Genomic DNA, 23,632 nt, shown 5'->3' with positions numbered 1-23,632 from the left:
TCTGGGAGGACGTCTTGAAAAAGCTCATGGTGATCGGCGCACTGGTCGCGGGCGGGACCCTGCTCGGCTCCGGCGTGGCCGCGGCCGAGCCGAGCCCGCACTGCCAGCAGCACGGGTACTGCGTGTTCTCGGCGACCGGATTCGGCGGCACGAAGGCGAGCGTGCCGACCGGCGGCGGCTGCCGCGCGACGAGCGAACTGGGCATTCCGGTGGTGCGCTCGGCGGCCCGCGGTTTCGGTGACGGTTACGCGCTGGAGCTCTACGCCGACCAGAACTGCGCGACCTCGGCCGGCACCGTCTACTTCGAACTGCCGGACACCACGGCGACGGCGTACCGGCTCATCCCGATCCCGGGCTGAACCGGCACGCCGCCACCGTCACTCAGATCCCGCAGCTCGGGGCCGACCAGAACTGGCCGGACCGGTGCGCCACGTGGGTGTGGTCGTCGTGGCCGGGGTAACCCGGCCCGAGGATCTCACTGAACCCGTGGTTGCGGGCCTGCTTCGCGAGCCCGCAGAAGCCCTGCGAGCCCGCCCCGAGGTCCACGCCGTCGCCGTAGAGGTGACGGCTGTTCGTCGCGCCGCCGACCGCGTTGTTGCAGGCCACGCTGCGGAAGCCGCCGTTGACCACGATGGGCCGGTCTCCCATGGCGTGCCGCATCGCCTGCAGCTTCCACATCGACACCAGCGCGTTGGCCTTCGCCGTGGCGGCCGAAACCTTGCCGCCGGACCAGTCCGAGTTGCAGTTGTTCAGCTCGTCGTAGCTGAAGTTGACCGGCGTGCAGTCGTTGTCCTGCAGCTCGTAGAGCTTGGCGAAGGTGGCCGGGCCGGCGATGCCGTCGGCCCCGAGCCCGTACGCCTGCTGGAACCGGGTGACCGCGGCCTTGGTGCCCGCGCCGAACTGGCCGTCGATGGCCAGTACGCCTCCGTAGCCGGGATAACCGGCCACCCGGATCTGCAGTTGCCGGACGTCGTCGCCGGACGCGCCCTGGGAAAGGGTGCGCCCCCACGTGTAACAGGCGTCGGCGGCGGCCATGTCCTCGGCCGTCACCGGGCCCGGATCGGCGGCCGCCGGAGCGGCCACCGCGGTGCCGAGACCGGCCACGAGGGCCAGCATCGACAGCACAATGCGGATTCTCATACGGAAACACCTTTCAAGGCAGGGAAGGTGAGGTCCGCAGCGTGTCGATGTGACACTGAGCATGTCAATGAATCACCAGGCAAAGACCTGGTTCGGCCGAAAGTGACCGCCTGATCGGCTCACAACGAACGGATCTTGACAAACCACCCCTACCGCCCCCGTACGCGCACCAGGGGAGCTGTCACACCTGCTGGCCGAGCTTGAAGCCCTGCTCCCCGGCGGTGTAGGAGAAACCGTCCGCGCCGATGGTCACGTCCGCCTCGCGGGCCTCGGCGCGCGCCACCAGCGGCTGGGGGTTGCCGTCGAGGTCGAGCACCGCCGACGCCTCGGCGTACCAGCTCGGCACCACCGGATTGCCCCACCAGTCCCGCCGCTGGTTGTCGTGCACGTCCCAGCTGATCACCGGGTTGTCCGGGTCTCCGGTGTAGTAGTCGTGCGTGTAGATCTCGACGCGGTGCCCGTCCGGGTCACGCACGTACAGGTAGAACGCGTTCGACACGCCGTGCCTGCCGGGGCCGCGCTCGATCATCTCGGGCCGCCGCAGCGCGCCGAGGTGGTCGCAGATGTGCAGGATCTGGTGCCGCTCGTGGGTGGCGAAGGCGAGGTGGTGCAGGCGCGGGCCGTCACCACCGGTCAGCGCCACGTCGTGCACGGTCGGCTTGCGGAACATCCACGCCGCGTAGACGGTGCCCTCGTTGTCGCGGATGTCTTCGGACACCCGGAAACCGAGGCCTTCGTAGTACGCGCGCGCGGCGGGCACATCCGGCGTGGTCACGTTGAAGTGGTCCAATCTGGACAGTGCGCCCGCGCCGTGCACGTCGTAGCGCTGGGTGAACCGCTCGGTGTGCTCGGCGTGGTGGAAGAACTCCACCGGGAAGCCGAGCGGGTCCTGCACCCGGACCGCCTCACCGATGCCGCGCGTCGCGCCCGCCGGACGCCGTTCCACGCGCACGCCCAGCTCCCGGTAATACGCTTCGGCGAGCGCCAGGTCCGCTTCGGCACGCACCCGGTAGGCGAGCACGGCCACCGCGGGCACCGGCCCCCGGCGCAGGACCAGCGAGTGGTGCAGGTACTCCTCGAAGGCACGCAGGTAGATCGCCTCGCTGTCCTCGTAGGTGACCAGCAGGCCGAGCACGTCCACGTAGAAGGCGCGGGACGCGGCCAGGTCGGTGACCACGAGTTCGGTGTAGGCGCAGCGGAGCACGTCCGGCGGAGTGGTCATGACTGTCCCTTCCCGGCCGCGCCGAAGCGGGCCGTGTGCACCTCGCCGAGCGAGACGTGGATCGCCTGCTGGTCGGTGTAGAAGTCGATCGAGCGGTAACCGCCCTCGTGGCCCAGGCCGGAGGCCTTGACCCCGCCGAACGGGGTCCGCAGGTCGCGGACGTTGTGCGAGTTGAGCCAGACCATGCCCGCCTCCACCGACTGCGCGAAGGTGTGCGCGCGGGTCAGGTCCGAGGTCCAGATGTAGGCGGCCAGGCCGTACTTGACGTTGTTGGCCAGCGACAGCGCCTCGGCGTCGGAGTCGAACGGCGTGATCGCGACCACCGGGCCGAAGATCTCCTCCTGGAAGATGCGCGCGGTCGGCGGCACGTCGGCGAACACCGTGGGCGCCACGTAGTTCCCGGTGTCCAAACCGGACGGACGACCGCCACCGGCGAGCAGCGTGCCCTCGGTCTTGCCGAGTTCGACGTAGCTCATCACCTTCTCGTAGTGCTCCGGGTGCACCAGCGCGCCGACCTCGGTGGCCGGGTCGTGCGGATCACCGACCACGATGTGGCGCGCCCGGTCCGCGTACCGCTGGCAGAACTCGTCGTAGATCGCGCGCTCGACCAGGATCCGGCTGCCCGCGGTGCAGCGCTCGCCGTTCAGCGAGAACACCCCGAACAGGGTGGAGTCGATGGCCGCGTCGAGATCGGCGTCGGCGAACACCACCGCGGGTGACTTACCGCCCAGCTCCATCGACATGCCCTTGAGCGACGCGGCGCAGTTGCGGTAGATCAGCTGCCCGGTGGTGGTTTCGCCGGTGAACGAGATCAGCGGCACGTCCGGGTGCTTGACCAGCGCGTCCCCCGCTTCCTCACCGAAGCCGTTGACCAGGTTGAACACCCCGTCCGGCAGGCCGGCGTCGCGGAAGATCCCGGCCCAGAGGCTGGCCGAGAGCGGGGTGAACTCGGCGGGTTTGAGCACCACCGTGCAGCCGGAAGCCAGCGCGGGCGCCAGTTTCCAGCTCTCCAGCATGAACGGGGTGTTCCACGGCGTGATCAGCCCGGCCACGCCGATCGGCTTGCGGTGCACGTAGTTCACCTGGCGGCCCGGCACGCGGTAGGTGTCGTCGGCCTGTGCCACGATCAGGTCGGCGAAGAAGCGGAAGTTCTCCGCCGCGCGTTGCGCCTGGCCCAGCGCCTGGGTGATCGGCAGCCCGGTGTCGAAGGTTTCCAGTTCGGCGAGCCGCCGGTCCTGCGCCTGGACCGCGTCGGCGATCTTGTTCAGCACGCGGGCGCGGGCCCGCGGCAGCAGGCCCGGCCACGGGCCTTCGGTGAACGCGCGGCGGGCGGCGGCGACCGCCCGGTCGACGTCCTCGGCCTGTCCGGCCGCGGCGGTCACGTAGGTCTGGTTGGACACCGGGTCCAGCACGTCGAAGGTCTTGCCGGAGAGGCTGTCCACCAGCTCACCGCCGATGTAGTGCTGGATCTTCGACGGCAGGCCGCCGGGAACGTGGTGCTTGCCCATGCTTTTACTCGCCCTCCACCGCGGTGAGAAAACGTTCGCCCTGCGCCAGCAGGTCCTTGATCCGGGCGATGCCGGGTTCGGTCGGGGTGATCAGCGGCGGGCGCACGTACCCGGAGCCGATCAGCCCGCGTTGCTCGAGCACCCACTTGCCCGGCGCCGGATTGGTCTCCACGAAGAGCAGGTCCACCAGCGGGTGCAGGCCGTAGTGGATTTCCCGGGCGCGCTCGAAGTCGCCCGCCTGCCACGCCTCGTACATCTCCGCGCACGCGGCGGGCGCGAGATTGGCCGTGGCGCTGACAAAACCGGCACCGCCGAGCGCCAGCAGCGGCAGGCACAGCAGCTCGATCCCGGACCACACCAGCAGTTCCGGTCCGCACAGGTGCAGCACGCGCGAGAAGTGCTCGAAGTCCTTTGTGGTCTCCTTGACCCCGACGAAGTTGTCCACCTCGCGGAACAGCCGCGCCACGGTCTCCGGTGCGATGTCCACCGAAGTCCGGCTGGGCACGTTGTAGGCCACGATGGGCAGGTCCGGGAACTCCCGCGCGACCGTGCGGTACCAGGTGTAGAGCGCTTCCTGGGTGGGCCGGGCGTAGTACGGCGTGATGATCAGCGCCGCGTCGGCGCCCGCTTCGTGCGCGGCGGCGGTGAGTTCCAGGGTTTCGTCGAGCTTCGCCGAGCCGGTGCCGGGTACCACCGGCACCCGGTCACCCACCACGTCGAGCACCGTGCGGATGGCCGCCGCGCGCTCGGCCACCGTCTGCGCGCCCGGCTCGCCGGTGGACCCGCCGATCGAGATCCCGTGCGAGCCCGCCGCGAGCTGCCAGCGCACCAGGTTCGCCAGCCCTTCGTGATCGAGGGCGCCGTCGGCGGTGAACGGGGTCATCAGCGGCGCGATGGAGCCCTTGATGACCTGCGGATCCGAGCGGAATCGCATGGTTTGCCCTTTCTGTGTCTGCGGTTCAGTGGCGACCGGCCTGGTACGCCAGGAAGGCGTCCAGCGTCGCCAGCCGGTGCTCGCGCACGGCCAGCTCGATCTCCGTCGCGGGCGCGCCGCGGTCGAGCAGGCCGAGGATCTTGCGGTGCTCGGCCACTGATTCGTGGGCACGGCCGGGCACGAAGCTGAAGGTCGAGGTACGCAGCCCGCTGAGCCGGTTCCAGCCGCGGTTGACCAGGTCGAGCACCTGCGGATTCGGGCAGGTGGCGAACAGCACGCGGTGGAACTCGCGGTTCAGCGCGGTGAACCGGGACGGCTGGAAGTCGGCCAGGCAGGCGGTCAGCTCGTCGTTGAGCTCCTTGGCCCTGGCCAGCGCCTCGGCGGTGAGCGTGGGCGCGGCCAGCGCGGCGGCGTAACCCTCGACCAGCGCGAGCGTCTGCATGGTGTGCTGGTATTCGCTCTCGTCGACCATCGCCACCTGCGCGCCGACGTTGCGCTCGAAGGTGACCAGGCCCTCGGCTTCGAGCAGCCGGATCGCTTCGCGGATGGGCACCGGGCTGACGCCGAGTTCCTGCGCGAGCTGCCCGAGGACCAGGCGGTAGCCGGGGGAGAAGGTGCCGTCGCCGATGCGGGCCTTGATCCACTCGTAGGCGATGCGCGACTTGCTCATGGCACGGGAATTCACCGAGTTCACCGCTTCGCCAGCCATGCGGCGTACCTCCCCCGCCACTCGGCGTTCATCGGGTACAGGCCGTCCACGCGCTCGCCGGCGGCGACCTGCTCGGCGATGAACTCCTCCTGCCGCTCCTGCTCGATCGCCGCGTCGGCGACCTCCTCGGCCAGGTGCGGCGGGATGACCAGCACCCCGTCGTCGTCGCCGACGATCACGTCACCGGGCTGCACCGACGCGCCACCGCAGGCGATCGTCAGGCCGGTGTCCCACGGCACGTGCCGCCTGCCGAGCACCGCCGGGTGGGGACCGGAGTGATAGGTCGGGATGTCCAGCGCGGCCACCGCGGCCACGTCCCGCACGCCGCCGTCGGTGACGATGCCCGCCGCGCCACGGACCTGGGCACGCAGGGCGAGGATGTCGCCGACCGTGCCGGTGCCGGTTTCGCCGCGGGCTTCCATCACCAGCACGTCACCCGGTTCGAGCGCGTCGAAGGCGCGTTTCTGCGCGTTGTAGCCGCCGCCGTGCTCGCGGAACAGGTCCTCGCGGAACGGGATGTAGCGCAACGTCTTCGCCCGCCCGATCAACTTCACGCCGGGCCGGGTCGAGGTGACGCCGTCGATCGACACGTCGTTGTAGCCGCGCTTGCGCAACTGCGCCGACAGCGTGGCCGTGGCGACTCCTGCCAGCTTCGCCTTGAGTTCTTCGGTGAGCACGAATGCCTTTTCCCCGTAGGCTTCCGCGCGCTGCTTCGCGTCCACTTTGGGCTTCGCGCCGAACGATCCGAAGTGGACGGTTCCTTCGGTGATCGGGGTGACCAGCCTGCCGGTCGAGTGCCCGGAACCGTCCACCTCGACCTCGACCACATCGCCGGGCTCGACCACGGAGGCACCGGCCGGGGTACCGGTCAGGATGACGTCCCCGGGTTCGAGCGTGATCAGCTGCGACAGGTCCGCGACCAGCCTGCCGAAGTCGAACAGCAGGTCCGCGGTGGTGTCCTCCTGCACCAGCTCGCCGTTGACCCAGGTGCGCAGGCGCAGCGCGGCCGGATCGACCGCGTCGGCGGGCAGCACGGCCGGGCCGAGCGGGGTGAACCCGTCACCGCCCTTCGAGCGCAGGTTGGAGCCCTGATCGGCGTACCGGAGGTCGTACAGCCCGAAGTCGTTGGCGGCGGTCACCCCGGAGACGAACGACCAGCCGTCCTCCGGGTTGACGTGACGGGCGGGCTCACCGATGACCAGCGCGATCTCCCCCTCGAAGGCCAGCAGCTCGGTCCCGGCCGGGCGGGGGAGCGGGTCACCGCTGGCGGCCACCGAGGTCGGCGGCTTGAGGAAGTACGACGGCTGGGCCGGGGTGCGGCCGCGCTGCGCCGCCCGCGACGGGTAGTTCAGGTGCAGCGCGATGATCTTGCCCGGCCGCTCGGGAACGGTGCTGGTCATGGGCGTGGTCCTGACTGGAGGAAGAACATATCTCAGAAGGTATACGATTTCCGGCAAAGCTCAGTAGTGCAGCCAGACCGACTTCGTCTCGGTGTAGGCGTCCAGCGCCCACGGGCCCATTTCCCGCCCCCAGCCCGACGCCTTGTACCCGCCCCACGGCGCGGCCATGTCCGGGATCGACGGCATGTTCACAAAAACCGCACCCGCGCGGATGCCGTTGGCGAACCGCTGCGCGGTGCCGATGTCCCGCGTCCACACCGTGGCGGCCAGCCCGTATTCGGTGTCGTTGGCGCGGGCCAGCAGCTCGTCGGGGTCGTCGTACGGGGTGACCGCGAGGACCGGGCCGAAGATCTCCTCACGCATGATCGTCATGTCGTCGGTGGTCCCGGCGAACAGCGTGGGGGCGTAGAAGTAGCCGTCGCCGTCCACCACCCGGCCGCCGGTGACCAGCTCGGCGCCCTGCTCGCGGCCGGTCGAGACGAGGAAGTCCACGTGCTCGCGGTGCTTGGCGGACACCAGCGGGCCGAGCTGCGTCGACTCGTCCAGCCCCGGCCCGATCCTGAGGCCGTCGAGCCCGGTGGCCAGCTTGTCGACGAACTCCTGCTCGCGCTTGCGGTCGACGAAGAACCGGGTGTACGCGGCGCAGACCTGCCCGCTGTTCAGCGTGGCGCCCGCGAGATTGCCCGCGACCGCGGCGTCGATGTCGGCGTCGGCGGCGATGATGCTGGGTGCCTTGCCGCCGAGTTCGAGGGTGAGCCGCTTGAGGTTCGACTGCGCGCTGGCCGCGGTGATCAGCTTCCCGACCGCGGTCGAGCCGGTGTAGGACAGGTGGTCCACGCCGTGGTGGCGGCTGAGCAGCGCGCCCACCTCGCCGTCCCCGGTGACCAGGTTGACCACGCCCGGCGGGAACCCGGCCTCGGCCACCAGCTCCACCAGCCGGATGCTGGTCAGCGGGGTGACCTCGCTCGGCTTGACCACCACGGTGTTGCCGGTGGCCAGCGCCGGGGCGAGCTTCCAGACCAGGATCATCAGCGGGAAGTTCCACGGCGTGATCAGCGCGTTCACCCCGACCGGCTCGCGGCGCGTGTAGTGCAGCGTGTCCGGGAAGGACACCGGGTTCGTGGTGCCCTGGAGCTTGGTCACCCAGCCGGCGAAGTACCGCAGGTGCTCGGCCGCGCCGGTCACGCTGACCTGGCGGGAGATGCCGATCGGCTGGCCCTGGTCGCGGGTCTCCAGCGCGGCCAGCTCCTCGTGGTGCCGCTCGACCAGCTCGGCGAGGCGGAACAGCAGCGCGGCCCGCCGCACCGGCAGCAGCCCGGCCCAGGCGGGGTCGCCCAGCGCCCGGCGGGCCGCGTCCACCGCGGCGTCCACATCGGCGGCCGATGCGGTGCCGACCTCCTCGATCACCTTGCCGGTGGCCGGATCCCGCGTCGGCAGGGCGCCGCCGCCGGCGGCGGTCCACTGTCCGTCGATGAACAGGCGTGTGGCCATGGCAAGCTCCTCCTCAACCGGTGTGCGAACCGAGTATCGGGTGCCGCGCCGGTCGCGGTCTTGCCCGCCAGGGCACGCCGATTGTCGGCCAGCGAACCGAATCCGCCGGACCGCGCACTGGCGCGTGAGACTGCGGCCATGGACGTGATCGTGGTGGGTGCGGGCTCGGCCGGTTCGGTGGTCGCCAGGCGGCTGGCCGACGCGGGTGCGGCGGTGCGGCTGCTCGAAGCGGGCGGGCCCGACGGCAATCCGGCCATTCACGACCCGTCGCGGGCCGGGGAGCTGTGGCACGGTCCCGAGGACTGGGACCACTACACCGTGCCGCAGCCGCACGCGGCGAACCGGCGGCTGCACCTGCCGCGTGGCAAGGTGCTCGGCGGTTCGCACGCGCTCAACGCGATGATCTCGGTGCGGGGCGCGCCCGCCGACTACGACGGCTGGGACCTGCCGGGCTGGCGGTGGCACGACGTGCGCCCGGTGTTCGAGCGGATCGAGAAGGACCTGCTGGCGGTGGTGCCGAACGAGCCGCTGCACCCGATCCAGCGCTCCATTGTGGACGCGGCGGTGCAGGCCGGGCTGGAATTCAACCCGGACTACAACGGGGAACGGCTGGACGGGGTGTCGGTGCAGCGGATCACCGTGCGCGACGGCCGCCGCCTGAACACCTGGATCGCTTACGCCAAGCCGGTCGCCGGGCGGCTGACCGTCCACACCGGAGCGCTCGTGCACCGGCTGCTGTTCGACGGTGCCCGGGTGATCGGCGTGCTCGCCGAGATCGACGGCAGGCCGGAGCGGTTGTTCGCCGACCAGGTGGTGCTGGCCGCCGGTGCGCTGGCTTCGCCGGCGATTCTGCTGCGCAGCGGCGTCGGCCCGGCGGACGAACTGGCCGCGCTCGGCATCGAGGTGGTCGCGGACCTGCCGGGCGTGGGGCGCAACCTGCACGATCACCTGCTGTCCCCGGTCATCTTCACCACCGACCGGCGCGAGGTGGAGCCGCCGTCGCCCGGCCGGTCGGTGACCCAGACGCACCTGTTCTGGCGCAGCCGTCCCGGCCTGGCGGTGCCCGACACCCAGCCCATCCACTTCAGCGTGCCGATGTACGAACCGTGGATGACCGGGCCGGAAACCGGGTTTTCGCTGATGGCGGGCATGGTGTCACCGCGCAGCCGGGGCAGCCTGAAGCTGTCCGGGCCGGATCCCGAGGACGAACCGCTGATCGATCTCGCCGCGCTGGCCGATCCGGCCGACTTCGAGAGCCTGGTCGCGTCGGTGGAGCAGTGCCGCGAGATCGGCCGCGCGCCCGCGCTGGCGGACGAGTGGGGTGCCCGCGAGCTGTACCCGGAGCCCGGTGACGACGTGCGTGAGTACGTGCGGCGGACCGCGATCACGTACCATCACCAGGTCGGCACGTGCCGGATGGGCACCGGCGAGACCGCCGTGGTCGACCCGGAACTGGCGGTGCACGGGCTGGACGGCCTGCGCGTGGCCGACGCGTCGGTGCTGCCGCGGGTGACCACCGGCAACACCAACGCGCCCGCGGTGCTCGTCGGCGAGCAGGCCGCGCGGTTCATGCTCGGCCGATAGTCCGGCGCAGCCAGGAGGACCGGGTGGCGCGGGCCGCCCGGCTCACCTCGCTGTCCGGCGCGATCCGGTCGAAACCGTGGTACGCGCCCGCCCACACGTGCAGTTCGGCGGGCACCCCGGCCCGCCAGAGGCGCCGCGCGTAGTCGACGTCCTCGTCGCGGAAGATCTCGGCCGCGCCGACCTCGATGAACGCGGGCGGCAGCCCGGACAGGTCGGTGGCGGTGGCCGGGACCGCATACGGGGAGGTTTGCCCGTCCAGCAGCGAGCGCCAGCCGAACTCGTTGCTGGCCCGGCCCCACACCCCGCGCTCGGCGAATTCCACAGTGGACGCCGAGTTGTTGCGGCTGTCCAGCATCGGGCACAGCAGCAGCTGACCGGCCAGCGCGGGACCGCCCCGGTCCCGCGCGAGCAGGGCGAGGCCCGCGCTGAGCCCGCCGCCCGCGCTGCCGCCGCCGACCACCAGGCGCGCCGGGTCGAAGCCGAGCGCCGTGGCGTTCTCGGCCATCCAGACCAGGCCCGCGTAGCAGTCGTCGAGCGGTGCCGGGTGCGGGTGTTCCGGCGCCAGCCGGTACTCCACGGTCACCGCGACAAAGCCGAACTCCTCGACCAGCCCCACCATGCGCGGCAGGTCCGCGAACCGGTTGTCCACCACCATTCCGCCGCCGTGGATGTTGTAGAAACCGGGCGCGTTGGTGGCGTTCCGCGGCTTGACGACGGTGACGACCACGCCGGTGCCGGGTACCTCGTGGTCTGCCCACACCAGATCGCGGTCGCCGATGGCTTCGGCGCAGCTCAGGTTCGCGTCCGCCATCGCCTGGCGGACGGCGGGCAGCGACTCGGCGCTCAGCGGCGGCCCGTCCGGCAGCCCGCGCAGGGCCTCGGCCAGCTCGGGGTCGAAGGCGGTCACGGACCCTCCGGATCGACGACCCCGCGGTCCGCCCAGAACGGTTCGACCAGTTCACGCAGGTTCGGCACGCGCTCGGCCAGGTCCACCGCACCCAGGTTGTCCAGCAGCTGCCCGGTGCTGGTGGCGCCGAACAGGGTCGTGGTGTTGGCGGGGTGGGTGAGCGTGAAGGCCAGGCACAGCTGCGCCGGGGTCGCGCCCAGTTCGTTCGCGAGTTTCTGGATGCCCTCGGCGGAATCGGTGATGCGCTGCCGGATACCGCCAGGGTCGCGCCCGATCTGCCGGGAACTGCTCTTGCCCAGCAGCACGCCGCCTTCGAAGACGTCCGAGGACTGCAGCGTCACGCCGAGTTCCCCGAAGACGGCGGCGAACGGCTCACCGTCCGGAATGGACCGTCGCGCCACGCTGTACTTGAGCTGGGCGATGGCTGGGCCGGGCACGTTTTCGGTCTGGGCGAATTCGTGCAGCGCGCGAATGGTGGTGGCCGACCAGTTGTTCACGCCCCACTGCCGGATCAGCCCGGCCTGCCGCAGTTCGTCGAGGTCCAGCACGAGCTGGTGCAGGTCGGTGTCGTCGCGCCGGAGATCCCCGAGCACCACCAGATCGGCGTGCTCGACCCCGGCGCGGAACAACGCGTTGTCCAGCTGGTCACGCAGGCTCTGCGTCGGGTAGTTCTCCAGCCAGAGCTTCGCGGACAGCAGGTAGTCCTCGCGCCGGAGCCCGGCCGCGCGCACCATGGCGGAGAACAGCACGTCGGTGAACACCGGGGTGCTGCCGGGAAAGCCGTACACACCGACGTCGAACAGCGTGATGCCGTGGTCCACCGCGGTGCGAACCAGCTTCACCGCTTCGCGGAAGTCCATCCGGTCGTAGGTGTGCCAGGAACCGAGCGAGAGCACGCCGGTGAGCGGGCCGTCGCGGCCGATGCGGCGTTGCGGGATGACGGACATGGGGTCTCCTAGGGGAGCCGGGGATCGATGACGGCCTTGAGCTCGCCGAGCCGCGACATCGACTCGACGGCAGCGGAGGCGCCGGACAGGCCGACGGGCTCGCTGAACAGCTCGTCCCACGGCAGACGGTCGGCGAAGGTGCGGAAGAAGGACACCGAGCGGTGGTAGTCGGCGATGTCGCCGTTGAGCGAGCCGGCGACGGTGAGTTCCTTGCCCATCACCGTGCCCAGCGGGACAGGGGAGGGATCGGGGCCGGTGGAACCGACGATCGTGACAGTGCCGCGTTGTGCCGCGAAGGCCACGGCCTCCTCGCCGATGGTCGGGCCGCCCGCGAAGTCGAAGACGTGGTCGGCGCCGCGTCCGCCGGTGAGCTGCCGGACCTGCTCGATGCGGTCCTCGGGGGTGCCGTCCACCGGGATGGTCGCGGTGGCGCCGAAGCGTTCGGCGGTGCGGAGCCGGTCGTCCGGCCCGCCGATGGTGATCACCGTGCCGGCGCCGGAAAGGTGCGCGACGGCGGTGGCGAACACACCGAGCGCGCCCGCACCCTGGACGACCACCGTCGCACCCGGACGGATGCCGCCGGAGCGGGAGACGGCCCGCAGCACGGTTTTGCCCGCGCAGCCGGACATCGAGGCCCAGGTGTCCTTGATGTCGTCCGGCAGCACCAGCTTGGCGGCGCCGGGTGTCACGTAGCAGTACCGGACGAGTCCGCCGGTGGCGTACGGGAAGGCGTCGGCGCGCTGGAGGAAGCCGTAACCGCGGCGGTCGCAGGCGACCGGTTCACGCAGGATCGTGCAGCCGTAACACTTTCCGCAGGTCGATTCGGACCAGCCGATGCGGTCGCCCGGCACGATCTCGCGGCCCAGCGCGTCGGTGGTGCCGTCGCCCACGGCCACCACCTCGCCGACCATTTCGTGGCCCAGCACCATGGGGAGCATGCCGGGAAAGGTCATCTTCCCGGACCAGAGGTGCACATCGGTACCGCACAGCGTGGTGCAGGTGAGCTGGACCAGCGCGGCACCCGGTTCCGGCTCGTCCGGCAGCGGCAGTTGCCGCAGGAGCAGCGGGGAACCGTGGTCGGTGAGCACCGCGGCTTCGGTTCGGTGGGGCATGGTTTTTAGTCTACAGTCGTGGAAGAAAAAGTCCAGGTGCAGGAGGAAACCATGCCGTCACAACAGGTCTTTCCGTCGCTGGTGGTGCGTGGCGGGCCGATCCACACCTTCGACCCGGCGGGTTCGGTGGTTTCCGCGCTCGCGGTGCGGGACGGCCGGATCACCGCGCTCGGGGACGACGTGGTCGCCGGGCCGGACACCGAGGTGATCGAGCTGGCGGACAGGGCCGTGCTGCCCGGGATCAACGACTCGCACCTGCACGCGGCGTGGCTCGGGACGCGCTGGCCGGAGACGCTGCTTGGCGGATTCACCGGTGAGGAAGCGGCCGAGCTGCGGGCGGCGATCCTGCGGGCGGGCGAGGTGTGCGCGTCGCTGGGCATCACCAGTTACACCGAACCGGGGTTGGGGCCGGGGGAGACCGGGTGCTTCGGGTCCGAGGTGCTGGAGGAATACGCGCTTCTGGCGGAGGAAGGTTTGCTGCGGGCTCGAGTGACGGTGTTGCGGTTGTTCGGGCTGCTTGACGGGCCCAGTTCGCTGGCTGGTTTCGAGAGTGGGTTGGCTTCGCCGGTGCCTGTTTCGGATCCGTTGTGGCTCAATGTCGGCGGGGTGAAGATTTTTGCTGACGGCATTCCGCCGATGCGGTCGGCTTGGACGCACCATTGTTACGCGGACGGGACGCATGGTTCGTTGCTTGTCGGCGGTGAGGACGAGTTGGCGGCGATGATCTCGTTGGCGCACGAGGCGGGGTTGGTGGTGGGGGTTCATGCGACCGGTGATCGGAGTATCGAGGCGGCGCTGGGGTCGCTTCGGCGGGGTGATCATGTGGTGCATGGTGATCTGGTGACGGGGGCGCAGTTGGCGCGGATGGCTTCCCTGGGGGTGGGGTTGACCACTCAGCCCGCGATTGCGGAGGCGATGCGGCCGATGGTGGCTGAGGCGCTCGGGGGCGAGGTGGCTGGGCGGGCTTGGCCGTTGGCGGAAATGCTGGGGTCGGGGGTGTCGTTGACGTTGAGCAGTGACGCGCCGGTGGTTACACCGGATTGGCGGGTTCACGTCGCTGCGGCTGGCCGGTTGCTGGGAGTGTCCGGTGTGGACGGTGGGTTGTTGCGGCGGTTGTTGCGGTGTTATACGACTGCGGCTGCGTTGCAGGACGGGGCGGCGGGGTGGAAGGGGGCGTTGACGGTCGGACGGGTGGCGGATTTTTGTGTGCTGGCGGTGGATCCGTTTGGGGTTGCTTTTGAGGACTTGCCGGAGGTGGGCGTTTCGATGACGGTGGTTGGTGGCCGGGTGGTGTATTCAGGTGAGCAACTGGCCGCCGTCGACCTGGAGGCTGACGCCGGTGAGGTGGCCGGCGTCGGGGGAGGCGAGGAACAAGACTGAGGGGACGACGTCGGCGACGGAGGCGATGGTGCCCAGGGGGATTCTTGATTCCCAGGCTGATCGGGCTTCGGGGTTGCCGGCGAATCCGGCGGTCATGGGGGTGAGGACCGGGCCGGGTGCGACGGCGTTGACGCGGATGCCGTGCGGGGCCAGTTCGAGCGCGGCCGAGCGGGTGAGTGCTTCGACGGCGGCTTTGGTGGCTTCGTAGTGGCCGAGGCCGGGGGTTGGTTGCCGGGCGCCGATCGAGGAGATGTTCACGATCGTGCCGCGGGTACCGGTGTTGATCATGTGTGCGCCGACGGCTTTGGTCATCAGGAAGGTGCCGCGGAAGTTGACGCGTACGCAGCGGTCGAAGACGTCGATGTCCAGTTCGGTGAGCGGGGCGCTGCCGGCGGCCAGGCCCGCGTTGTTGATGAGTACGTCGATCGGGCGTTGGCGGGTGATTGTTGTTATGGCGGTGTCGATCTGGTGGGCGTCGGAGATGTCGAGGTGGATGTGCTCGGCGTTGCTGCTCTCCGGGGTGGCGAGGTCCGCGACGACGACGTGGTCGCCGTGGGCGAGGAAGGCGTCGGTGATGCCGCGGCCGATGCCGCTGGCGCCGCCGGTCACCAGCACGGTTCTCTTGTTCATTCTACGATCGTAGACTAAAACTGGGGTCGTTGTCGTGGAAAGGGGCGCGTTGTGTTGGAGAAGCGGGACGGGCTTGGCTTTGGTGCGTCGGCGCTGGGGTTGGGTTCGTGGAACACGTGGGATCGCATGGACTTCGACGACGCGGTGAGCTTGCTGCGGCGGGCGGTGGACGCCGGGGTGACGTTGTTCGACGTGGCGCACTACAACATGGGGCCGCATGCCGAGCAGTCGCGTACCGACATTATCTTCGGAGAGGCGATCCGGGCGGCGGGGATTGCGCGTGAGGACTACCAGTTGTGCGGGAAGCTGTGGTTGTGGGACTACCCGAAGACCGGGTTCGCCGAGCAGTTGGCCGTGTCGTTCGAGCGGGTCGGGGTGGAGCGGGCGGAGGCGGTGGTGGTGGGCGACTACTTCGAGCGGCCGGATGTGCCGCGCATTGTGACGGAGGTGGCGGAGCAGGTTCGGCTTGGCCGGTTCTCGGTGTGGGGGGTGAACAATTGGCGTGCGGATGATTTGGCGTCGGCGTTGGAGTTCGCGGCGCGAGAGGGGTTGCCGGGGCCGAAGTTCGCGCAGTTGAAGTACAGCGTGGTGCGGCGGTCGATGGCTGAGGGGTCGTATTATTCGGCGTTTTTTGGTGAGGGGTTTGGGTTGCAGGCTTCGGATGTGTTTGAGGGTGGGGTGTTGTTGGGTCGTCGGCCCGGACGGAAGATTGGGGCTGATGTCGGGGGGATTCGGGCGTCTGTTCGGGAGGCTGCTGGGGTGGTTGCGGAGGTGGCGGCGGAGTTTGGGGTTAGTGCTTCTCAGTTGGCGATCGCGTTTTGCTTGGCGTATGAGCCGGTTTCGAATGTTTTGTTTGGCGCGAGTAGCGTGGGTCAGCTGGTCGATAATTTGGGTGCGTTGCGGTTGGCGGCGAAGTATGGGGCGGAGATTCGGGAGGCGGTTTCTCATTTGTGGTTGGATCGGATGGTGTCCGCGGACGGTGCGTAGGGGTCCCCCGCCCCGGTCTTTTATTGTGACGACGGCTCGGTTTCCTTTGTCAAGGCGGGAAAGAGTACCTTGACAAAGGAAACCGAGCCGTGTTTTTGGCTGTGGACCGAGGCGGGGGAGGTGTGGGCGGTGGTCGGCTTTTTCTTCGCCTGTATGGCCTAGTGGTTTCGGCTGACTGTCGTACACCTGTGCGATAGAATGGGGGAATGGAAACGCTGGAGGAGATGCTCCTCGCGATGAAATCCACTGCCGCCGAGATCGCCCGCCTTGAGGGGCGGCTGGCTCGGCAGGTGGTCTCGTTCACCCGTGCGTCTTCGGTGAGGCGTGGGGTGGCCGAGGAGTTGGCGATGGCGTTGTGCCTGACGAAGTTCCGGGCGCAGGCGTTGATCGGCCACGCCGAAGGCTTGGTCGATCGGTTTCCTCGGGTGCTGGCGCTGGTCGAGGAAGGTCGTGTGCCGATGGCGTCCGCGGTGGCGGTGAATGATGCCGCGGTGTGGCTTGCCGACGACAAGGCGGCGGTGGTAGATGAGGTGATGGCCGGGCGCGTCGAGGGGAAGAATCCGACACAGGCACGGAGGTCGGGGAACTTGGCGGTGGCTCGGGCTGACCCGGAGGGGCTTGAGGAGCGGGCTCGTCGGCAGCGGGACGCGCGTTGTTTCGATTTGCGCCACGGGTCGGCTGGGGTGGCGGGGCTGTCGTTGGAGAATGCGCCGGTGGAGAAGGCGGTGGCGGCGTATGTGTGCGTGGATCGCCAGGCTCGGCGGTTGAGACGGGACGGGGAGATGCGCACGTTGGATCAGCTGCGTGCCGATGTGGCCTTGGACATGTTGGTGGGTAAGCAGTTCGGCGGTGAGGTGAAGGCGCACGTGTACTTGTATCTGGATGCGCTGACCTACGCCGGGCTGCGGGAGGTCCCCGCGGAGTTGGCGGGGCATGGGCCGATTCCCGCGTCGTTGGCGCGCGAGATCGCGGCCGCGCCGGGCACGGTGTTCCAGCGGATCCTGACCGACCCGGCGGGTGGTCAGGTCGTGGAACTGGGGCGGCGGCGGTACCGGCCGCGGGCTGGCCTGGACGAGCTGGTGCGGGTTCGGGATCGTGAGTGCCGCCGTCCGGGCTGCACGCGGCCCGCACAGTTCGGCGATCTGGACCACTGCGACACCCAAGGCCGCGGTTGGAAGGACGGCTGCCCAACCAACGCCACGACCCTGGTCGGCTTGTGCCGAGCCGATCACAAGCTGCGTGACCTACCTGGATGGCAGCACACGGTCGCCCCCGACGGCACGCTGACGATCACCACCCCCGCCAACCAGACCTACCATGCGGGGCCCGAACCCCTGTTGGGCTAACCCGCTGGACCCGAACTCGTGTTGGGCTAACCCCGCTGGCCCGAACCCCTGTTGGCTAACCCCTGGCCCGGTGCCGCTCCCAACGGCCAACCGCCCGCACTGGCTCCGAGGCCGCCCCGATCCACGCGCGCGGTCACCACGCCTGCTACTCAGCCCTATCGCACCGAACCCGAACTAATCCGACCTACCGCACGGGCCCGAACTAGCCCCGACCTGTCGCACGGGGCCGGAGCCGGTGGCGGCTAGCGCCCCTCGCCCGGTGCGGAGGCCCATCGGCCAACCGGCCGCCCTGGGTTCCCGGCGCCGACCTGGTCCGACGCCTGCCAACCAGGCCTACCGCACGGGGCCGGAACCGCTGGGCGCGCCTGGACCGGTGCCCATCGGCCAACAGCTAGCGCAGGAAGTCCAGGGTGGCTGCCTTGAATTCGGGGCTTCGGAGGGCGCCGCCGTGGTCGCCGGGGAGGGGGGTCAGGGTGGACCCGGGAATCATGGGGAGTAGCTGCTCGATGCCCTGGCTTACCGGGTCGTCGGTGCCTGCGACGAAGAGGGTGGGCACGGTGACGGCGCCGGCGGCCGGGGTGAACGGGTCCCGTCGCAGGCCTTCGATGCAGCGGGCGAGGGCGACCGGGTTGCGGCCGGGGGCGGTGATCAGGTGGGCGATCATGCCGGTCAGCGGATCGGCCGGGGGCTTACCGCCGTGCGCGAAGGCCAGGGCGGCATCGAGGTCGACGGCGGTGAACGGCTCCGTCGGGCTCAGGCCGCCGAGTACCAGGCGGCGTACCGGGGCCTGCGCGGGGAGTTCCCAGGCGAGCCGCGCGCCCAGCGAGTAGCCGACGACGTCCACTTCGGACTGTCCGATCAAATCCGCGAGGTCGGCGGTGATCGACTTCGCGGAGGGCGGCTCGGTGGGCGCGGGGCTGGAGCCGTGGCCGGGGAGGTCCGGCACCAGCACCTCCCGGCCGGCGGCGACCAGCACAGCCGGCCAGCCGGTGGTGATCCAGTCGGTGTGCCCGTCGGAGGCGAAGCCGTGCAGGAGGAGCACGGGCGGGCCGGTCGGCGCATCCGGGGTGAAGCGGCGCACTGTGGTCAAGGCGATCCTTTCAGCGTCGGACGGTGCGCAGGCGCCGCATGTCGTGCAGCGTCCTGGCGCGGGCGTCGACGGCTATTCGCAACGAGGTGCCGATGAGGTTCAGCAGGAACACGCAGAGCATGATCGTCACCCCGGGCACCACCACCAGCCACGGCGCCACCACCAGGTACGACCGGCCTTCGGCGATCATGTTGCCCCACGTCGGCGTCGGGGGAGCGATGCCGAGCCCCAGGAAGCTCATCGCGCCGTCGACCAGCATCGCCGCCGCGGCCAGGATCACCACCTGCACCAGCGCCAGCGGCAGCACGTTCGGGAACACGTGCACCAGCAAGGTCTTCGCGCGGCTCATGCCCGACACCCGCGCGGCTCCGATGTAGGCGCGGCCGGCGATGCCGAGCACCCGGCTGCGGATCACCCGTGCGGTGAACGGGGTGAAGATCACCGTCAGCGCGATCAGCTCGGTCCAGATGCTCGCGCCCAGCGAGATGGCCAGCGCCATCGCCAGAATGATCGCCGGGAACGACATCCACGCGTCCATCACGCGCATCAGCACCGCGTCCGCCGCCCGGTAGAAGCCGCTGACCAGCCCGATCACCAGCCCGGAGCAGGCCGCGCACAAGGTGATCAACGCGGACAGCCCGAGCGAGGCGCGCCCGCCGGAGACCAGCCTGGCCAGCACGTCGCGGCCGAACGAGTCGGTGCCGAGCGGGTGCGCGGCCGACGGCGGCAGCAGGCGGTTGACCGGATCGGTGGCACTGACACTGGGCAGGAAGAACGGCAGCACGATCACCGCGAGCACGATCAGCGCCAGCAGCGCGCTGGACACCACCAGCAGGCGGTTGCGCCGGAACAGGCCCCTCATGCCACCCGCACCTTCGGGTCGAGCAGTGCGTACGACAGGTCCACCAGCAGGTTGACCACCACGAACAACACCGCGACGAACAACGTCACGCCCTGGATCAGCGGGAAGTCCCGAGTGGACACCGCGCCCATCAGCAGGTGACCCAGCCCCGGCACCACGAAGATGGACTCGATGATCACGATGCCGCCGACCAGCATGGCGAAGTTGCTGCCCAGCTGGGTGACCAGCGGCATCAGCGCGTTCGGCAGCACGTGCTTGAGCATCACCTGCCGCTCGGACAGCCCCTTCACGCGTGCCGTGCGGAGATAGGCCAGCGGCAGCTCACCGAGCAGGCTTTCCCGCAGCGTCAGCACGAACAACGCGGTCTGCCCGATCACCAGCACGGTCAGCGGCAGCACCAGCGCGGGCACCGCGGCGACCGGATCGGTGAACAGGTTCTCGTAACCACTGGACGGGAACCAGCGCAGCGTCACCGAGAACACCAGCACCAGCACCAGCGAGAGCCAGAAGTCCGGCACCGCCATGCCGAGCGAGGACAGCCGGTCCAGCGTGCGGGCCACCGGGTTGCGCGGCGACACCGCCTGCCACGACGTGATCGCCACCGACAGGAAGAAGCTGACCACAGTGGACAGCACGGCCAGCGTCAGCGTCGGCACGATGTGCTCGGCGACCACCCCCAGCACCGGCGCGTGGTAGGTGATCGACGTGCCGAAGTCGCCTTGCAGCACGTTGCCGCCCCAGCTCAGGTACTGCTCCCACAGCGAACCGGCCAGGCCCATGCTCTCCCGCAGGGCGTCCACATCGGACGGTCGTGCGGTCGGACCGAGGATGGCCTGCGCCGGGTCGCCGGGAATCAGCCGGATGACGAAGAACATCATCGTGCCGACGATCACCAGGATGATCAGCAGGTCGCGCAGCCTGCGCAGCAGCAACCCGGTCATGACGCCAGCCAGCTGTTCCAGAACACGCGGTAGAAGTCCCCGTACCCCTTCAGCTTCGGCGAGCAGGCCGCGTACAGCTTCGACTGGCTCAGCGTGATCACCGACAGCTGCCGCCAGGTGAACGCCTGGAACTTGTCCACCACCGCCCGTGCCTGCTCGGGGGTGGCCGAGGCGTTGTACTCGGCCATCAGCGCGTCCAGTTCCGGCGAGGACGAGCCGTTCAAGGTGCCCAGGGTGAGCGCGGGCATCTGCGCCGGCGAGGTCAGCGCGGAGTCGAAGAACAGCGTGGTCAGGTCCCAGTCGCCGGGTTCCTTGGTCAGCGTGCCCAGCATGGTGGCGAAGTCGAAGGTGTCGATCTTGGTGCCGATGCCCAGCTTGGCCAGCGCGTCCTGGATCAGCACCGCCCACTTGGCGAACTCCGGGTACGAGTTCGTGGTGACGATGCGAATCGTGGCGCCCGCGGTGATCCCGGCTTCGGCGAGCAGCTGCCGGGCCTTCTCCGGGTCGTGCTGCCGGTAGATCTCGTCACCGGCGGTGGAGTAGAACGCCTTGTTGTCCGGGGAGGCGAACGCGCCGGTTTCGACGGTCAGGTCCTTGCTGCCGCCGGTGGCCGCGTTGATGGCCGGCTTGTCCAGCAGCAGGTTCAGCGCCTGCCTGGCCCGCGGATCGGCGAAGCGCGAACCGGGGTTGAAGTTCGGGATGACCACGTTCTCGTTGCCGCCGGGCAGGTGGCGCACCACCACGGCCGGGTTCGCGCGCAGGGTCTCGTACTGGTCGTTGGTCGGCATGGCGTGGTGCCACTGGCCGGTCTGCAGCCCGTTGATCAGCGCGTCCTGGTCGGCCACCACCTGGTAGGTCACCGTGTCCAGGTAGGCGTGCTTGGCCCCGGCCTGCCCGCCCCAGTCCTCTTCGGTGCGCGAGGCGTACCCGGGATGCCGTTCCAGCACCAGCTCGCGGCCGATGTCCCAGCTCTTCAGCTTGTACGGCCCGGTGCCGACGGCCTTGTCCTGCCCGAACCCGGTCGGCGGCACCCCGGCCAGGTTCTTCGCCTGGTAGATCTCGGTGCCCGCGCCGGCCAGCTCGTCGATCAGCGGGTACCGCGGCCGCTTGAGATGGATGGTCACGGTGGCCGGATCGGGTGCGGTGATCGAGTCGATGTCCGGCGACACCAGCTGCCCGGTGCGATGCGCCCGCTGCCAGCGCTGGAGGCTGGCCACCACGTCGTTCGCGGTCAGCGGGGCGCCGTCGTGGAAGGTCACGCCCTGGCGCAGCCGGAAGGTGTAGGTGAGCCGGTCCGGGCTGATGCTGTGGTCCTGCACCAGCATGGGCCGCGCGGTGAAGGTGCGGTCCACTTCGAACAGCTTCTCGTACATCATGTTGCCGATGTGCGCGGTCACCTGGCCGGGGTTGGCCACCATGTCCAGCGACTGCGGATCGGTGGGCACCGCGACGTCGAGATTGCCGCCGCGCACCGGCGGGCCGTCCGCGGCGGCACCCCCGCCCGCCGCCCCCATGCAGGAGCTGAGCAGTAACGCGCTCACCACGCCGAGCACCGCCGAAGTCAGGGTTCGTCTCATGGGCTTGTCGATCCTGTCTGGGGGAGCAGGGGCAGTTCGGGATTCGCCGCGAGCAGGCGGCGGGTGTACTCGTGCCGGGGCGCGAGCCGGATCTCGTCCGGGTCGCCGGTCTCGATCAGCTCACCCCGGTACATCACGCCGACGCGGTCGGCGACGGAGAGCACCAGGCTCAGGTTGTGCGTGATGAACAGGAAGCTCAGCGAGCGGGACGCCCGCAGCTCCAGCAGCAGGTTCATCACCTGGCCCTGCACCGAGACGTCGAGCGCGGAGGTGGGTTCGTCGGCCACGATCAGATCCGGTTCGGCGGCGATCGCGCGGGCGATCGAAACGCGTTGCCGCTGGCCGCCGGACAGCTGCGACGGCAACTTGGCCGCGGTCCCGGCGGGCAGTCCGACCTCGTCGATCAGCTCGGCCACGCGGCGGTCCAGCTCGGCGCCACGCAGGCCGGTGAGTTCCCGCAGTGGTTCGGCGATGATGCGCGCGGCGGTGTGCCGCGGGTCGAGTGAGCTCTGCGGGTCCTGGAAGATGAGCTGGGCGCGGCGGCGGAACGCGCGTTCGTCCCCGTCGAGCCCGGCCGGGGTGCAGCGGTGCTCGCCGAAGGTGATGGTGCCCGCGGTCGGCGGTTCGAGCGCGCTGACCAGCCTGCCGAGCGTGGTTTTGCCGGAGCCCGATTCACCGACCAGGCCGAAGAACTCGCCCGGCGCGATGGTCAGCGAGACCTCCTTGACCGCGTGCACCTCCGGCTGGCGGGTGAGCGAGAACCGGCCGCGGCGTCCGTACACTTTGGACACCGAGGCGATGACCAGCGGGGTGCCGGTGGTCTCCTGGCGGGGCTGGGGGAGCGGCCGGGTTTCGGTGGCCATCGCCGATTCGCCGTGCATCGCGGCTTCGAGCAGGGACTCGGAGATGGTCGGGAAACCGTCGCGCCTGCTCACGCCGAGCTGCGGCACGCAGTCCAGCAGCGCCCTGGTGTACGGGTGCCGTGGCGCGCCCAGGATGTCCTCTTTGGACCCGAGTTCGACGAGCCGCCCGCGGTACATCACCGCGATCCGGTCCGCCACCTGCGCGGCAACGCCCATGTCGTGCGTGATGAACACGCAGGCGGTGCCGTGGTCGCGGCGGACCCGGTCGAACAGGGTGAGGATCTCCGCCTGCGTGGTCACGTCGAGCGCGGTGGTCGGCTCGTCGGCGATGAGCAGGCTGGGATCGGCCATCAGCGCCAGCGCGATCATCACCCGCTGCTGCATGCCGCCCGACATCTGGTGCGGGTACAGGGAAAGCACCCGCTCGGTGTCGGTCAGCCCGACCTCGGTGAGCAGCCCGCGTGCCTTCTCCACCGCCTCGCGGTGCAACGGCGTGCCCTTGCGCACGGCCTGCCGCGGCAGGGAACCGGGGCGCCGGTAGGCCTCGATCAGCTGCCTGCCGACCCGCTGGCCGGGGTTGAGCGAATCCAGCGCCTCCTGGAAGATCATCCCGATCCGCGGCCCGCGATAGGCACGCATCTCGTCGGCGGACAGCTTCGTCAGGTCCACACCGTCCACAGTGATCTCACCGCGGGTGCGCACCGGTGCGACGAACTCCAGCAGCCGGATGATCGACAGCGCGGTCACCGTCTTGCCGCTGCCGGACTCGCCGACCACGCAGAGCGTCCGGCCGTGGTCGAGATCGAAGGACAGCTCGCGGACCAGTTCGCGTTCGGTTTCGCCGGTGAGCACCCCGACGGTCAGGTCCCGCAGTTCGAGCAGGGTCATGAAGTCCCCTTCCTTGGGCCCGCGCCATCGCGGGCCAGGGGGTGGTTCTACGCATGTTGACACTGCCGGATCGGCCCTGTCAATGGTTATTCTACAAACGTAGGAAGTTGATGT

21 protein-coding genes are annotated in these 23,632 nt (G+C 69.8%); 5 read left to right on the top strand and 16 right to left on the bottom strand.

Translation table 11 applies throughout. From position 1 onward, the window contains the following. The first annotated feature begins 14 nt into the window (after positions 1–14). On the top strand, positions 15–359 hold the full coding sequence (locus tag A4R43_RS13670; RefSeq protein WP_162788458.1) for a hypothetical protein: 345 nt from the start codon (positions 15–17) through the stop codon (positions 357–359). Positions 360–381: 22 nt separating this feature from the next. Here A4R43_RS13670 and A4R43_RS13665 read toward each other — a convergent pair whose 3' ends face one another. The 7 genes from A4R43_RS13665 to A4R43_RS13635 all read right to left on the bottom strand — a co-directional run bounded on the left by A4R43_RS13665 (position 382) and on the right by A4R43_RS13635 (position 8,404). Then, entirely contained in the window at positions 382–1,140 is a 759-nt protein-coding gene (locus A4R43_RS13665) for a D-Ala-D-Ala carboxypeptidase family metallohydrolase (protein WP_113692688.1), read from the bottom strand. Between the two features lie 181 nt (positions 1,141–1,321). Next, on the bottom strand, positions 1,322–2,362 hold the full coding sequence (hpaD, locus tag A4R43_RS13660; protein WP_113692687.1) for a 3,4-dihydroxyphenylacetate 2,3-dioxygenase: 1,041 nt from the start codon (positions 2,360–2,362) through the stop codon (positions 1,322–1,324). After that, on the bottom strand, positions 2,359–3,870 hold the full coding sequence (gene hpaE / locus A4R43_RS13655; RefSeq protein WP_113692686.1) for a 5-carboxymethyl-2-hydroxymuconate semialdehyde dehydrogenase: 1,512 nt from the start codon (positions 3,868–3,870) through the stop codon (positions 2,359–2,361). The genes hpaD and hpaE overlap by 4 nt, the downstream gene beginning before the upstream one ends. A gap of 4 nt (positions 3,871–3,874) precedes the next feature. Then, positions 3,875–4,804, bottom strand: coding sequence for a 4-hydroxy-tetrahydrodipicolinate synthase (gene dapA, locus A4R43_RS13650; protein ID WP_113692685.1), 930 nt, complete (start codon positions 4,802–4,804; stop codon positions 3,875–3,877). A gap of 25 nt (positions 4,805–4,829) precedes the next feature. Then, on the bottom strand, positions 4,830–5,513 hold the full coding sequence (locus A4R43_RS13645) for a GntR family transcriptional regulator (protein ID WP_113692684.1): 684 nt from the start codon (positions 5,511–5,513) through the stop codon (positions 4,830–4,832). Continuing rightward, the gene (locus A4R43_RS13640) at positions 5,495–6,913 is read right to left on the bottom strand and encodes a fumarylacetoacetate hydrolase family protein (RefSeq protein ID WP_113692683.1); all 1,419 of its coding nucleotides are present in this window, start codon (positions 6,911–6,913) and stop codon (positions 5,495–5,497) included. The genes A4R43_RS13645 and A4R43_RS13640 overlap by 19 nt, the downstream gene beginning before the upstream one ends. Positions 6,914–6,973: 60 nt before the next feature. Continuing rightward, the gene (locus A4R43_RS13635; protein ID WP_113692682.1) at positions 6,974–8,404 is read right to left on the bottom strand and encodes an aldehyde dehydrogenase family protein; all 1,431 of its coding nucleotides are present in this window, start codon (positions 8,402–8,404) and stop codon (positions 6,974–6,976) included. 138 nt (positions 8,405–8,542) lie between these two features. Here A4R43_RS13635 and A4R43_RS13630 point away from each other — a divergent pair, with 138 nt between their 5' ends. After that, entirely contained in the window at positions 8,543–9,988 is a 1,446-nt protein-coding gene (locus tag A4R43_RS13630) for a GMC family oxidoreductase (protein ID WP_113692681.1), read from the top strand. Here the strand turns inward: A4R43_RS13630 and A4R43_RS13625 are convergent. The 3 genes from A4R43_RS13625 to A4R43_RS13615 are packed head-to-tail and all read right to left on the bottom strand — an operon-like array spanning position 9,972 to position 12,954. Then, positions 9,972–10,895 (bottom strand): alpha/beta hydrolase, encoded by a 924-nt coding sequence (locus A4R43_RS13625; protein ID WP_113692680.1) that lies wholly within the window; start codon positions 10,893–10,895, stop codon positions 9,972–9,974. The two genes, A4R43_RS13630 and A4R43_RS13625, sit on opposite strands and share 17 nt — an antisense overlap. After that, positions 10,892–11,842 (bottom strand): aldo/keto reductase, encoded by a 951-nt coding sequence (locus A4R43_RS13620; protein WP_113692679.1) that lies wholly within the window; start codon positions 11,840–11,842, stop codon positions 10,892–10,894. Before A4R43_RS13620 ends, A4R43_RS13625 begins: the two co-directional genes overlap by 4 nt. Before the next feature lie 8 nt (positions 11,843–11,850). Then, entirely contained in the window at positions 11,851–12,954 is a 1,104-nt protein-coding gene (locus tag A4R43_RS13615; protein ID WP_113692678.1) for a zinc-binding dehydrogenase, read from the bottom strand. Between the two features lie 51 nt (positions 12,955–13,005). Here A4R43_RS13615 and A4R43_RS13610 point away from each other — a divergent pair, with 51 nt between their 5' ends. After that, entirely contained in the window at positions 13,006–14,334 is a 1,329-nt protein-coding gene (locus A4R43_RS13610; RefSeq protein WP_205215476.1) for an amidohydrolase, read from the top strand. Here A4R43_RS13610 and A4R43_RS13605 read toward each other — a convergent pair. Continuing rightward, positions 14,251–14,964, bottom strand: a complete 714-nt coding sequence (locus A4R43_RS13605) for an SDR family NAD(P)-dependent oxidoreductase (protein ID WP_236808977.1) — start codon at positions 14,962–14,964, stop codon at positions 14,251–14,253. The genes A4R43_RS13610 and A4R43_RS13605 overlap by 84 nt on opposite strands. Positions 14,965–15,015: 51 nt before the next feature. Here A4R43_RS13605 and A4R43_RS13600 point away from each other — a divergent pair, with 51 nt between their 5' ends. Then, positions 15,016–15,951 (top strand): aldo/keto reductase, encoded by a 936-nt coding sequence (locus A4R43_RS13600; protein WP_113692677.1) that lies wholly within the window; start codon positions 15,016–15,018, stop codon positions 15,949–15,951. Positions 15,952–16,157: 206 nt separating this feature from the next. Further along, the gene (locus A4R43_RS13595; protein WP_236808976.1) at positions 16,158–17,297 is read left to right on the top strand and encodes a DUF222 domain-containing protein; all 1,140 of its coding nucleotides are present in this window, start codon (positions 16,158–16,160) and stop codon (positions 17,295–17,297) included. Positions 17,298–17,688: 391 nt separating this feature from the next. Here the strand turns inward: A4R43_RS13595 and A4R43_RS13590 are convergent, their stop codons facing one another. Genes A4R43_RS13590 through A4R43_RS13570 form a run of 5 tightly spaced genes read right to left on the bottom strand, consistent with a single transcriptional unit; the run spans position 17,689 to position 23,518 of the window. Beyond that, entirely contained in the window at positions 17,689–18,378 is a 690-nt protein-coding gene (locus tag A4R43_RS13590) for an alpha/beta fold hydrolase (RefSeq protein ID WP_236809206.1), read from the bottom strand. 19 nt (positions 18,379–18,397) lie between these two features. Further along, positions 18,398–19,249 (bottom strand): ABC transporter permease, encoded by an 852-nt coding sequence (locus tag A4R43_RS13585; protein ID WP_113692676.1) that lies wholly within the window; start codon positions 19,247–19,249, stop codon positions 18,398–18,400. Continuing rightward, on the bottom strand, positions 19,246–20,190 hold the full coding sequence (locus A4R43_RS13580) for an ABC transporter permease (protein ID WP_113692675.1): 945 nt from the start codon (positions 20,188–20,190) through the stop codon (positions 19,246–19,248). Before A4R43_RS13580 ends, A4R43_RS13585 begins: the two co-directional genes overlap by 4 nt. After that, on the bottom strand, positions 20,187–21,767 hold the full coding sequence (locus tag A4R43_RS13575) for an ABC transporter substrate-binding protein (RefSeq protein ID WP_113692674.1): 1,581 nt from the start codon (positions 21,765–21,767) through the stop codon (positions 20,187–20,189). The genes A4R43_RS13580 and A4R43_RS13575 overlap by 4 nt, the downstream gene beginning before the upstream one ends. Then, the gene (locus A4R43_RS13570) at positions 21,764–23,518 is read right to left on the bottom strand and encodes a dipeptide ABC transporter ATP-binding protein (protein WP_113692673.1); all 1,755 of its coding nucleotides are present in this window, start codon (positions 23,516–23,518) and stop codon (positions 21,764–21,766) included. The genes A4R43_RS13575 and A4R43_RS13570 overlap by 4 nt, the downstream gene beginning before the upstream one ends. Positions 23,519–23,632: the final 114 nt, after the last annotated feature.

It is taken from the genome of Amycolatopsis albispora (assembly GCF_003312875.1).
Taxonomy (GTDB): Bacteria; Actinomycetota; Actinomycetes; order Mycobacteriales; family Pseudonocardiaceae; genus Amycolatopsis; species Amycolatopsis albispora.
This window is presented reverse-complemented; position numbering and strand designations above follow the sequence as displayed.

What these genes read in the sequence shown, in the direction of transcription:
- A4R43_RS13595 (WP_236808976.1), top strand. Translation starts at nt 16,158, where the DNA reads ATGGAAACGCTGGAGGAGATGCTCCTCGCGATGAAATCCACTGCCGCC.
- A4R43_RS13580 (WP_113692675.1), bottom strand. Translation starts at nt 20,190, where the DNA reads ATGACCGGGTTGCTGCTGCGCAGGCTGCGCGACCTGCTGATCATCCTG.
- hpaE (WP_113692686.1), bottom strand. Translation starts at nt 3,870, where the DNA reads ATGGGCAAGCACCACGTTCCCGGCGGCCTGCCGTCGAAGATCCAGCAC.
- A4R43_RS13585 (WP_113692676.1), bottom strand. Translation starts at nt 19,249, where the DNA reads ATGAGGGGCCTGTTCCGGCGCAACCGCCTGCTGGTGGTGTCCAGCGCG.
- A4R43_RS13615 (WP_113692678.1), bottom strand. Translation starts at nt 12,954, where the DNA reads ATGCCCCACCGAACCGAAGCCGCGGTGCTCACCGACCACGGTTCCCCG.
- dapA (WP_113692685.1), bottom strand. Translation starts at nt 4,804, where the DNA reads ATGCGATTCCGCTCGGATCCGCAGGTCATCAAGGGCTCCATCGCGCCG.
- A4R43_RS13605 (WP_236808977.1), bottom strand. Translation starts at nt 14,964, where the DNA reads ATGAACAAGAGAACCGTGCTGGTGACCGGCGGCGCCAGCGGCATCGGC.
- A4R43_RS13665 (WP_113692688.1), bottom strand. Translation starts at nt 1,140, where the DNA reads ATGAGAATCCGCATTGTGCTGTCGATGCTGGCCCTCGTGGCCGGTCTC.
- A4R43_RS13640 (WP_113692683.1), bottom strand. Translation starts at nt 6,913, where the DNA reads ATGACCAGCACCGTTCCCGAGCGGCCGGGCAAGATCATCGCGCTGCAC.
- A4R43_RS13645 (WP_113692684.1), bottom strand. Translation starts at nt 5,513, where the DNA reads ATGGCTGGCGAAGCGGTGAACTCGGTGAATTCCCGTGCCATGAGCAAG.
- A4R43_RS13630 (WP_113692681.1), top strand. Translation starts at nt 8,543, where the DNA reads ATGGACGTGATCGTGGTGGGTGCGGGCTCGGCCGGTTCGGTGGTCGCC.
- A4R43_RS13620 (WP_113692679.1), bottom strand. Translation starts at nt 11,842, where the DNA reads ATGTCCGTCATCCCGCAACGCCGCATCGGCCGCGACGGCCCGCTCACC.
- A4R43_RS13610 (WP_205215476.1), top strand. Translation starts at nt 13,006, where the DNA reads ATGCCGTCACAACAGGTCTTTCCGTCGCTGGTGGTGCGTGGCGGGCCG.
- hpaD (WP_113692687.1), bottom strand. Translation starts at nt 2,362, where the DNA reads ATGACCACTCCGCCGGACGTGCTCCGCTGCGCCTACACCGAACTCGTG.
- A4R43_RS13575 (WP_113692674.1), bottom strand. Translation starts at nt 21,767, where the DNA reads ATGAGACGAACCCTGACTTCGGCGGTGCTCGGCGTGGTGAGCGCGTTA.
- A4R43_RS13635 (WP_113692682.1), bottom strand. Translation starts at nt 8,404, where the DNA reads ATGGCCACACGCCTGTTCATCGACGGACAGTGGACCGCCGCCGGCGGC.
- A4R43_RS13570 (WP_113692673.1), bottom strand. Translation starts at nt 23,518, where the DNA reads ATGACCCTGCTCGAACTGCGGGACCTGACCGTCGGGGTGCTCACCGGC.